Source organism: Dehalococcoidia bacterium, assembly GCA_003597995.1.
Taxonomy (GTDB): Bacteria; Chloroflexota; Dehalococcoidia; order Dehalococcoidales; family UBA1222; genus SURF-27.
In genome coordinates, this window is sequence record QZJY01000033.1 from 1 (window position 1) to 10,889 (window position 10,889).

Annotated in this window: 12 protein-coding genes; 6 read left to right on the forward strand and 6 right to left on the reverse strand. The window is 50.0% G+C overall.

The annotated features are described in order from the left end of the window. Positions 1 to 188 precede the first annotated feature (188 nt). The 5 genes from C4542_04995 to C4542_05015 form a co-directional block, all read right to left on the reverse strand. On the reverse strand, positions 189 to 440 hold the full coding sequence (locus C4542_04995) for a hypothetical protein (GenBank protein ID RJO62000.1): 252 nt from the start codon (positions 438 to 440) through the stop codon (positions 189 to 191). 573 nt (positions 441 to 1,013) lie between these two features. Then, on the reverse strand, positions 1,014 to 1,925 hold the full coding sequence (gene pgsA, locus C4542_05000; protein RJO62001.1) for a CDP-diacylglycerol--glycerol-3-phosphate 3-phosphatidyltransferase: 912 nt from the start codon (positions 1,923 to 1,925) through the stop codon (positions 1,014 to 1,016). Next, the gene (locus tag C4542_05005; GenBank protein ID RJO62002.1) at positions 1,688 to 2,344 is read right to left on the reverse strand and encodes a hypothetical protein; all 657 of its coding nucleotides are present in this window, start codon (positions 2,342 to 2,344) and stop codon (positions 1,688 to 1,690) included. The genes pgsA and C4542_05005 overlap by 238 nt, the downstream gene beginning before the upstream one ends. A gap of 103 nt (positions 2,345 to 2,447) precedes the next feature. Then, complete coding sequence (locus C4542_05010) at positions 2,448 to 3,131, reverse strand: DedA family protein (GenBank protein RJO62003.1); 684 nt, start codon at positions 3,129 to 3,131, stop codon at positions 2,448 to 2,450. Positions 3,132 to 3,149: 18 nt separating this feature from the next. Then, on the reverse strand, positions 3,150 to 3,818 hold the full coding sequence (locus tag C4542_05015) for a DUF998 domain-containing protein (GenBank protein RJO62004.1): 669 nt from the start codon (positions 3,816 to 3,818) through the stop codon (positions 3,150 to 3,152). A 196-nt stretch (positions 3,819 to 4,014) separates the two neighbouring features. Here C4542_05015 and C4542_05020 point away from each other — a divergent pair, with 196 nt between their 5' ends. Beyond that, a complete protein-coding gene (locus C4542_05020; GenBank protein RJO62011.1) occupies positions 4,015 to 4,650 on the forward strand; it encodes a TIGR00730 family Rossman fold protein in 636 nt (211 codons plus the stop codon). Further along, positions 4,647 to 4,991, forward strand: a complete 345-nt coding sequence (locus C4542_05025; protein ID RJO62005.1) for a hypothetical protein — start codon at positions 4,647 to 4,649, stop codon at positions 4,989 to 4,991. The genes C4542_05020 and C4542_05025 overlap by 4 nt, the downstream gene beginning before the upstream one ends. A gap of 333 nt (positions 4,992 to 5,324) precedes the next feature. Here C4542_05025 and C4542_05030 read toward each other — a convergent pair whose 3' ends face one another. Further along, positions 5,325 to 6,647 carry a mechanosensitive ion channel family protein gene (locus C4542_05030; protein RJO62006.1) on the reverse strand — a complete coding sequence of 441 codons (1,323 nt, stop codon included), beginning with the start codon at positions 6,645 to 6,647 and terminating at the stop codon, positions 5,325 to 5,327. 385 nt (positions 6,648 to 7,032) lie between these two features. Here C4542_05030 and C4542_05035 point away from each other — a divergent pair, with 385 nt between their 5' ends. From C4542_05035 to C4542_05050, 4 genes are all read left to right on the forward strand, one after another. Continuing rightward, positions 7,033 to 7,680 (forward strand): TetR/AcrR family transcriptional regulator, encoded by a 648-nt coding sequence (locus C4542_05035; GenBank protein ID RJO62007.1) that lies wholly within the window; start codon positions 7,033 to 7,035, stop codon positions 7,678 to 7,680. Positions 7,681 to 7,689: 9 nt separating this feature from the next. Further along, positions 7,690 to 8,718, forward strand: a complete 1,029-nt coding sequence (locus C4542_05040) for an ABC transporter substrate-binding protein (GenBank protein RJO62008.1) — start codon at positions 7,690 to 7,692, stop codon at positions 8,716 to 8,718. Between the two features lie 211 nt (positions 8,719 to 8,929). Further along, entirely contained in the window at positions 8,930 to 10,297 is a 1,368-nt protein-coding gene (locus C4542_05045) for a glycine betaine/L-proline ABC transporter ATP-binding protein (GenBank protein RJO62009.1), read from the forward strand. Beyond that, on the forward strand, positions 10,297 to 10,889 hold a 593-nt coding region (locus C4542_05050; GenBank protein ID RJO62010.1), incomplete at its 3' end, for an ABC transporter permease subunit. The genes C4542_05045 and C4542_05050, both read left to right, overlap by 1 nt.

Sequence of the window (10,889 nt, forward strand, 5' to 3'; positions counted from 1 at the left end):
ATAGCCGCTCCGGTAATAACTTTCTACATAGATTTGCTTCATCCGGACTCCCCATCTTCACCTCCCAGAGAGTCCAATATGTTTCTGAACTTTTGCAGGGGGGGCTGTAAGCGTCCAGTAAATATTGGATTTTGGGGGGAATTTAGGTAAACCTGTTTACCGTTAAAGAAGTACGTGACCGATCCACACTAACTCAAGCAGGAATCAAGCCGCTCTACGATTACCATAGCCAATCCCCGTAAAGGAACGTAAACGCTCTCAGGATAGTAATAGGAAGCGTTTATGAGCACAAAGACGTTCTGATCTTTAATTACTATGAATTCTAAACCGGAGTTCATCTCTCCGTATTTGACCGCGGTAGCGCTATTCCCTACATCAATACGGTATCCCGTAAGGTTGTATTCTTCTAAAACAGCTTCCACAGTGATTTGTTGTGCCAAACCAGGAGCGACAATCCAAAGAGTGGTTTGAATCTGGCACCATGCGCGTTCTCCAAGGGGTGTTCCGATTAAATGGTATTCAGATCCGCTTCCCATCCCCAGGGGTTTAGATACTGATGGCTGCGGGTCATACCAGCTCCGGAAACCCGATTGGAGATTCGAGGAGAGATCGAGTATCGAAGGAGCGTCTGAGAGCGTGAGTTTAGACGTTTTTGCTGCAATAGCCGTTGACAGTGTTGGACCCGGGGATGTCATTGTAGCCGCTGTTAGGGGGTGGTGATGGTGGCCGAACTGGGCAAGATGGTGCTTGGAGTTGTGCTTAACTGGGTCACTGGTGTGAACTGGGTTGTGACTTCCGGCTGCGTGTTATTTTTTTGAGTCTGACTGCAAGAGGTTGAAACAATTAGCAGCGTTGCTGCTATAAACAAAAAAACGTAAGAACCTACAGATTTATCCACAGATTCTTCACAACGTTTTTCTATTTTTAATTATATCATATTCAACGCTTGACAAACCCCGCCTCCGCCACTTAACTTATACAAAAAAGAATATCTATGTCTAAATAGAATCGGATTATTGCGTCCGGGCATCTTTCCGACTCGTGTATTTCCAGAAGTAATTTGCTCCCGATAGCAGCGTTAATATAACCGCCGCAAGCATGACCCAGGGAGCTAACGATAAAATCGCGCTGAGATTTCCGTGCGCGTCGAGGGAGTTCAAGACGCTGCCCGATTGCAACGCTTTCTGGAGAGAAACCCAAACTATTGCCACAAAAGAGACGGTGGTTTTGGCTTTGCCCCAGTTATCAGCCGATGGTGGGCGCGTGTGAAAACGCTTAACGCGCAGGATCGTGATGAGCAATTCTCGCGCCAGCACGACTATCGGAATCCAAACGGCTATCAGCCTGAAAGAAGCCAGTGTTATCAACATGCCGCCGATAAATATTTTATCGCTTAAAAAATCCAGGTTTGCCCCCAGCGCAGTTGTCAGTTTCATTTTGCGCGCCAGGTAACCATCGACAAAGTCGCTCAACCCGGCCGCCGAAGTGACGGCGGCTGATATCAACCAGCCTTCATGCCAGTCGAGAGCCACAGGTAAAATAGCCAGGGGCAAAAGCAAAACACGCGCTATTGTCAACCAGATGACAATGTTCATTTTATCGTTCAGGCGATAAGGTGAACGATACGTCCCCGGAATCACAGCGGGATTTATGGCGGTCTTTTGCTCTTGAATTTCCATAGCAAATATTAACGGAATTTTAACCGCGAGCGGATTATCTGAAAGTAGTTGATCATGACCGATATTAAGAGAATCGCCGTGATTGCTATATATGCTTCGGTGAAAATATCGAATCTGAAAAGCACGAAAAGGTACATCAGAACCCATGCAACTTTGCGGGACAGGCTCAAAAACAGGTCGCCTTTGGGGTGAAAGGCAAGACTGACTGGCTCTCCGCCACCGGTCTGTTTTCTTTCGGCCATCCATAACACCGAAAAGGCGGAGAAAACGAACAGAGCGCCCAGAACCCCGTTCAACAGCCCTGTTTGGATCAACGCCAGAGGAAAAATCAAAAAAGCAAGATTGTCCACGAAGACGTCTTCGAATTCACCTATCGCGTTATCGTTTTTTAACATGCGCGACAGGTCGCCGTCTATACAGTCCAGTATCCAGGCGGCGAGCATGAGACCGAGGGCCACCGAAAACGCAGAGTACACCCAGGCAAAATAAAAACCTGCGAACAAGAAAATGCGGCTCACTGTAATATGAGACTGGTTGATATGCAGTCGAATGAAAAGCCGGCAGGCGGCAAATGTCAGCGGCCGGCGCGTTTTGCGCATTAGAGCGACAATTTTATACCCCAACCCGGTGACGGACGCAGAAAGCCCCCGAAGCCAGTCCGCCATTTTTAAGCCCTCCCTGCGAGTGAAATCAGCCGCACTATCACGTGTAACTCTCCTGCGAATACCATAACCGTTAGCTTGTCCCGCATAACATCTGCCTCCGCTATTACATTGCCTTGTTGACGCAGGCAGTTGAATTCGCTTTCTTTTTCCTGCGCCAGTGTATCAGGTATACAACGGTTGCCCTGATGAGGAATGCCCCCAGCATGGCGACTAAAAGCGCCGGCAGGATTTCTTTGATGTCGAGAATGCGGACTTCGCTCAACGCCTTCCCGGTGAGAGCCCCGATACTTACAAACAACGACTCCCACAACAACACGGCAAGAGCAACTCCCGCAGAATATTTTGCCATCGGGATGCGCATCATGCCGGCTGCGACCGAAAGAGTGGCCATCATGGTAGGCACGAAACGCCCTAACATGATGGCCGGTGTCGCCCGGTTGCCGATTTTCGATTTCAGTTCGTCAAGTTTTTCAGGCGTGAGATGCAAATATTTGCCAAAGCGATTTACAAAGCGCGGTCCCAGGAATCTCCCCGCACAATATGCCACCGCAGAACCACACAGGGAACCGCTAAAAACGGAGACGATAATAGCGGCGCCCGTCAGAAAACTCCCGGCCGTCAACTGCCAACCCGCATACATCAGGGAGCTCTGTGTAACCCCGGGAGAAGGAATTCCCCATTCCTTGAGCGCCTGTGCCACAAATGCCAGACCGATAATAGCTAAATCAGCGCGCTCTACGGCATTGCTACCCAGAGAGATCTGTCCAATAATATTTTCGGCAAACATAATCAAGTTTCAACCATGTTACAATTTTGGGAGTATCTGTCCGCTGGCCGACCTTTGCCATTGAATTGTTCCGCCCCGGCGAGAGAATTGGTAAATACGCATAGACATCGCCTCGACCCATATTACTGCGCTTGCCAGTATGAGGCGTTCCAACACCCCGACCAGTCCCGGACGGATTATGAAAGCCATACCGATGCCGGCTGCCATAGTTAAAACTGCCAGAACGGTGGTGAAGACATACATTTTTTGCCACGCCGCATCTTTCTTCATACTCTGCGCTATCAAAAAACAGGATACGATAAAAAAGCCGGTTGCCGCGGATGCGATGGACCAGTGGACGACACGTTTGAACGTCCATATTCCGTGCACATGATCGATATCAACAAATATCAGCAACAGCAGGCAAACAGCAGCCAAATACAGCATATTCAGAGTTTTAGCTTTCTCGTTCAATGGAATGCCGCCGGATAATCCCCTGGCGAATGCCAGAACCGTTATCGCCGACAGGATAAAAAGGGCCGCCCCCAGCCAAAAGTTATCAAGCGATAGCGCGCTAATCAAACTCTTGACCGGGTCATAATCCGGTACCGAGAGAGTCACAATAAGCAGTAAACTCAGCAGCAAGGCGGGACAAACCATCGTTATAATTGCCCATACGCGGGGATTAAGCGAAGATTTTTGATGCATCTTTACAGTCTAAAACAAGAGTTTGAATATATTAGCAGTTTATAAGTTGTTAGTATATATGCCTGCTGACGATTTCCATGCTTGACAAACTCCTCCTCCGCCACTTAACTTATACAAAGGGAGTTGAACTGTGCCGGAACAGAACCATCCTTACGAATACGAAATAGAGGAACTGGCCAACCGCGACTCGTGGCGCATGTTCCGCATCATCGGCGAATTCGTGGAGGGATTCGACGCACTCGCGGGCGTTGAACCGGCGGTCACCATCTACGGCTCGGCCAGGAAACTCAATCCCGACCACCCGCTTTATGTCAAGACGGAGGAGATTGCCTACCGGCTGGCCCGGCAGGGATTCTCCATCATCACCGGCGGGGGGCCCGGCGTCATGGAAGCGGCCAACAGGGGTGCGCGCCGGGGTGAGGCGCGCTCCATCGGCCTCAACATCAAGCTGCCCATGGAGCAGAAACCCAACGATTTCACCACTACCACGCTCAACTTCAACTATTTCTTCGTGCGCAAGGTCATGCTGGTAAAGTACGCCAGCGCCTTTATTTTCGTGCCCGGCGGCCTGGGCACGCTGGACGAGCTGGCCGAGGTGCTCACCCTCATGCAGACGCACAAGATAAAGCCCCTCCCCGTGATACTGGTTGACAGCGCCTACTGGAAGGGTATGCTGGACTGGATGCGGAATACCCTGCTGGCGCAGGGGTTCATCTCGGAAGAAGACCTCAATCTGCTGCGCGTCTGCGACACGGTGGACGAGGTAGTGGATGCCGTGCGCCTGTGGCAGCGTGGGCGCGAGCTGGGCGGCAAGAAAGCCGTCAGCCGTTGAAAGAAAACGATTCTTCTGTCATGGTCTCCCCTGCCGACAGCCGCAACCAGCGAATACTCCTCGGCGCGCTTTTTGCACTTTCCGTAGCGGACGGCTTGGTTACGCGCTTCATCATCACCGAGGGTTTAGGCAGCGAAGGCAACATCTGGCTGGCGGGACTGGCTAGCAGTGACGCCCTCATCCTGGTCAAAATAGTGGGGACTCTGCTGGCAATTTCGCTTCTGTGGATATTGCACTATCGCAAGCCCAGGATGGTTCTGATAGTCACGGTGGCGGTCGTGTGCTGGTACACGCTGGTGGTGTTCTGGAACGTATTTGTAGTGGTCTTGGGTTCGAGATAGAGTGCGAGGAGCGGGCTCAAAATAAACACCAACCATCTTAGTTTTGATGCTTCCTCTACTTTAATTATGCAAGCATTGAACTTGAGGTAATGAATAATACCGTTCTATTGCTTCAGGTAAATAAGCAAAATCAAAATTAATACCAGAACGGCTGCGAAGATTGTGGGAGCCTGTTCATAAAGGAAAGTTGCCAGTATACGTCGAAACCTCCTGGACCGAGTGGATTGCCCATTCTCCCCCTGAAGTATTTTCATTCTATCGTCCTTCTGCCGGTTCTTTCCAGTGATACCTTAACTCGTTGGAGCTGTGATGGGCTGTCCAGGCAGCATCGTGTCATGCATTATTGTTAGAAGCGGGACGTGCATCAATTGGGTGGATGAAATCGACTTTGGTTTGGGGCCACGGCGTCGATATCCCTTCTTCATCGAAAGCCTCTTTCAATCTGCTGCGCAGTTCCCCTGTAACCACCCACTGGCTCGCTGGTTTTGTATCACCCGTTATCTTGATTTCAATACCGGACGGCCCGAAGCTATTAACTCTTAGAACCTCAGGGGGAGTCAGTATGTGTGAGGCCCATGCCGGGTCTTTGGCCAGTTCTTTGCCTACACGATTAATTACTTTGATAACATGTTTCAAATCTTCAGCATAAGCCACTTTTACATCCATATTGACCCTTGCCCAGTCTTTGGTTAAGTTGCTGGCGACTCTGACTTCACCGTTGGGCACAAAATGCACCGTTCCATCAAGGTCCCGCAGGACGGTTCGACGCAGGTTTATATCTTCAACGACCCCGGTTACACCGGCGATCGTCGCCACGTCGCCGACACGGTACTGGTTTTCCAGAATTACGAACAATCCGGCGAGCAGGTCTTTCACCAGACTCTGAGCCCCAAAACCAATCGCAAGACCAACGATGCCAAAACTGGCGACAATGGTAGTAATATTTATGAAATCTGATAGTATAGTTAAAATTGCGATGATAATAACGACCATTTGCAAGGGATTTACCAACACCCGGGATAGCGTCTCCGACCTCTTCTTTAACTCGCTCTTGGATTCCCCTGTGCGACGAGAAATAGCCGTCTCGACCAGCTTGGGTGTGATTCTGGCTATGCTGATGATGACCATCATTGACAGGCTGAAGATGAGAAGAATACGCCCGCCATACTGACCCAGCCAGGCCATGGCCGGCGCTGTGTTTATTCCCAGAATATCAAGAGCCAAAAGCATTGCGCTTAGCCCGGCCAACAATACTACCAATATACGCGCCCAAGGAATAACACGGTAAGCTAATCCAGCCCCTCCCAGTGTTTTCAAACGCCGCTCATACCAGCTTAAGGCAGCAACGATCATTGCTGTCAGTGCATAAATGCCTAGGACAATAAGGATGGCTGGGCCTCGGTCCAGATAATGACGTACAGTTGTATTCCACGGAAGAATCAGGGCGGATAGATAAAAACCGGATAGCAGGATTAAGGCCAAGAATGGCTTTCGGGCTACTAATAGTACATATTCGGCGAGACTGCTCTTTGTTTTCTGGATCAATCGTCCAACAATCCTTTTAGATACAAGGTGAAAAAGCCATGCCAGGGCTATCGTGGCAAAGACGATACCCACTGTGGTAAAAAGATTGCTTGAACTTAGTTCTCGAAACACCCTATCCTCCTCTCGCCTTATCGCTGCTAACCACTATTATACGGCATGTGACTAATCAAGGTTAAATGCAGTACAATTTCACTGCAACCTGGCTCTAGTCCAGGCGAGAATGGCTATTTCCACCCGTAGACAACTCATTTTGGGGTGCATTGATGAAAATGCACATATGATAGTGTATGTTCACTAACATTATATAACGGCCACGACCTTAAGTCAATCCATATTACGCTCATTTGTTTACGAAATCGCTACATATGTGCAATTAATTGAACTTGACAGATGCCAAATTGCTGTATATAATGTAAGCATACACTTACAATAGTGCGAACATATCGGAATAAGCTAAATCAAGCTACGGTAAAAAAATTGATCGTCCAAGAAGGGGATGGCACCGATGTCCTTGAAGCATGAGACCGGCCCGGTCAGGCGGCAACAAATTATCGATGCAGCCAGGAAGCTAATTATACTGAAAGGAAGTGAACATGTAACCATCAAGGGGCTTGCTCATGAAGTGGGTATTTCCGAAGCTGCTATATATCGTCATTTCAATGGAAAACGAGACGTAATGCTTCTACTTGTGGATGACGTAGGAGCTAATCTTCTCAACGATATCAAAGATTCAGGTAGTAAAAAAGGACGAGATGTAATAGACCGGTTGAATCACATTCTGAATAGGCATATCTCGGCTATTGAACAACGCCGGGGCGTATCGTTCCAGGTCATTGCAGAAATCATCAGCCTCGGTGATCGAGGCTTGAATGCCAGAGTCGCCGACATCGTAGACCGGTATATTGCCCGGTTGAAAACACTGCTTGAAGAGGGTATAGGCACAGGCGAACTGCGCAAAGACTTAAATGCGGAAGCTACCGCTGTCCTTATCTTTGGCTTAACGCAGGGAGTGGTCAACCTATGGGCTCTGAACAACTATGGGTTTGACCTCAAGAAACGTTACAACACACTCTGGTCTACTTTACGACAGACAATCACCGGCGACGGAGCCGGCTACGTCATGAAAGAAAGCAAACCAAAATAGGAGGTCCAAATGTTTAGGAAGCGTTTTTCGACGAAGAAAATAGCGAGTGTGGGCTTATCTCTAGCAGCGGCTCTTGTTACGATAGCGACTGGTATCTTAAGTGGCTGTAGCGGTGGCGGGGAGAAGAGACCCATCGTATTGGCTGATGGCAGCTGGGATAGTATTCAAGTACACAGCCGTATCGCTGCCTTTATTATTAAGAATGGCTACGGCTACGATACCGAGTTCACCTTCGGCGATACTATCCCGTTGTTTAACGGTTTGTCACGCGGAGACATCGATGTGACCATGGAAGTCTGGGTAGAAAACCAGCAGAATGCCTACGATGAGTTTACTGCTAATGGCAGTGTCATAGACCTAGGCAGTAACTATTCTGACAATTGGCAGGGCTGGTTAGTGCCTACCTACATGATAAATGGCGATGTGGCACGCGGAATTCAGGCTACCGCACCGGACCTGAAATCTGTTTTCGACCTGCCTAAATACTGGCAGCTCTTCAAAGACCCCGAAACCCCCGGCAAAGGCCGATTCGTCAATGGCCCGACCGGCTGGGAAGCGACGACCATCAATGCTGAAAAACTGAAGGTCTACGGGTTGCTGGCTTACTATACAGATTTCATTGCCGGTTCCGACACTGCGCTTTCCAGTTCACTGGCATCGGCTTATGAACAGGGCAAACCCTGGTTTGGCTACTACTGGGAGCCGACCTGGGTGCTGGGCAAATACGATATGACCCGCCTGGAAGAGCCTGCCTATGACCCGGCAATCTGGAATTCCACACATGCTTGCGCTTACCCGGCTAATAAAGTAAACATCTGTGTCAATGACGGCTTCTACAACAGATTTCCGAAATTGGTGGATTTTCTTAGTAAATATACCACGACAACTCAGATGCTGAACGAAATCCTGGCCTACATGCGGGACAACCATGCCAGCACAGAGCAGGCAGCGGAATACTTCCTGAAAAACTATAAGTCCATCTGGACTCCGTGGGTGCCGGCAGATGTGGCTGCCAAGGTAAACGCTGCACTGGGGTAAAAAGTTAAAACCAAGATTTATCAAACGACAGCGAGGAAAAAGCAAAATTGTGAATATCCAGATAAATCTTTGGTTTGAAGATTGGCTTGTATAAACGATCGAAGCTGGGGGAGAACTCCCTTCTTAAACACTCTCAATCTTACCCACTTGATTGTGGCATGAGATAGGAGTAGCTCAGTTAATAAAGAGGGAGGCAAGCGGCAGCGCCAATATGAATAAGCAGAATAGTTCCAACAACGGCAAGCCTACCATCGAGGTGCGCGGTCTCTGGAAAGTGTTCGGTTCCAAACCGAAACGTGTCATGAAATCGGAAGAATTACGCCTCGCCAGCCGGCAGGAGATTCAGGAAAAAACCGGACTGGTGACGGCGCTCCGGGATATCGCGTTCCACGTCAATAAAGGTGAATTGTTTGTAATCATGGGGCTTTCCGGCAGCGGCAAATCTACGCTCATCCGCTGCATCCCTCGCTTGATTGTGCCTACGGCGGGAGAAATACTTTTGGATGGAGAAGACATTTTGGCGTATGGCCAATCCCGGCTCCGGGATATGCGCCGCAACAGGGTAAGCATGGTCTTTCAACAATATGGTCTGCTGCCGCACCGCACAGTGATCGACAATGTCGCCTTCGGCCTGAACATAAGGGGCGTAAAGAAGGAAGACGCGTACGCCATAGCCCTCGCAACCCTGGAAAAGGTCGGCTTGAAGGGATGGGAAGACCGCTACCCGGTTGCACTGTCCGGCGGTATGCAGCAGAGGGTCGGGCTTGCGCGGGCACTGGCCAGCAATCCGGAAATTCTGCTCATGGACGAGCCTTTCAGTGGGTTGGACCCTTTGATTCGCCGCCAGATGCAAGACGAGCTTATCCAGATACAGAGCGAATTGCATAAAACCATCCTTTTTGTAACCCATGACCTCGATGAAGCTCTGAAACTGGGTGATCGCATCGCTATAATGAAGGATGGCGAGATTATCCAGACCGGCACCCCCGAAGAGGTAATCACCAACCCCAGTTGCGAATATGTAGAGGAGTTCGTGCGCGACGTGTCACTGGCCAAAGTCCGCACGGCCGGCAGTGTAATGACGCCAGTGGATATTCTGCTCTACGGATGGATGGGGCCGGAGACAGCAAGCCACATCCTTCGCAGCGCCAAGCGGAATTATGCCTTTGTGGTATCTGTGGGAACAAAATACCTGGGCTTGATCACTATGTCCCGGCTGATAGAGATCCGGCGTGACCAGCCCAATAAAGCTATTAAAGACTCCCTTGAACCGAATACCCCCACGGCCAAACCCGATTCGAAGGTGGAAGAGCTGATTCTGCCGGCTACGGCATCGCCATACCCTATGCCGGTGGTTAACGAGACCGGCGAACTGGTAGGCGAAATCAGCAACGAACTTCTGCTAACAAGCATGGCCCGGTGCAAGCCAGAACCCAGCAGTGAGAGTGGCGCCACAGCCAACGCTGTTGGCGCTCAGAGCAATGCTGAGGCCATTGTATCTATCGAGAGTGACCTCGCCACTGATGACAAAGGCTCCACTACGCAGACATCAGATATGAAGACTCGGGAGGCAGCTTAATGCAAGAATTCCCCTCATTTTTTAACGTGCCGCTACGTGACTGGATTGACAGTCTCATGGGCTGGGTGCTGCATAACCTGGGCAGCGGTTTCGATGCTATTGGCAACACGATTTTACAGATACTCCGGCCCATCGAACAGTTTCTGTTGCGCACACCATGGTTTATTATCCTTCTGGCTATCTTTCTTCTCGCTTGGTGGGCTTCGCGGCGATGGTGGGTCGGTCTTGTTCTGGCAGTCTTGTTCGGTCTGATTGGTACCTTTGGTACTTCAAGCACCACATCCTACTGGGACCTGTCCATGTCCACCCTGGCAATCGTGATTACTTCGGTATTTATTTCACTTCTGCTGGGCATCCCTTCCGGTATTCTTATGGCGCGCAGCAATTTTGTACAGTCTCTGCTCAAACCGGTGCTGGACGCCATGCAAACCATGCCGAGCTTTGTTTATCTTGTCCCGGCCGTCATGCTCTTCGGCCTGGGTATGGTACCGGCAGTATTCGCCACAGTCATCTATGCCGTGCCGCCGGTTATCCGCCTGACTAATGTCGGTATCCGCCAGGTGCCGCCCAGTGTCATCGAGGCCGCTCGTGC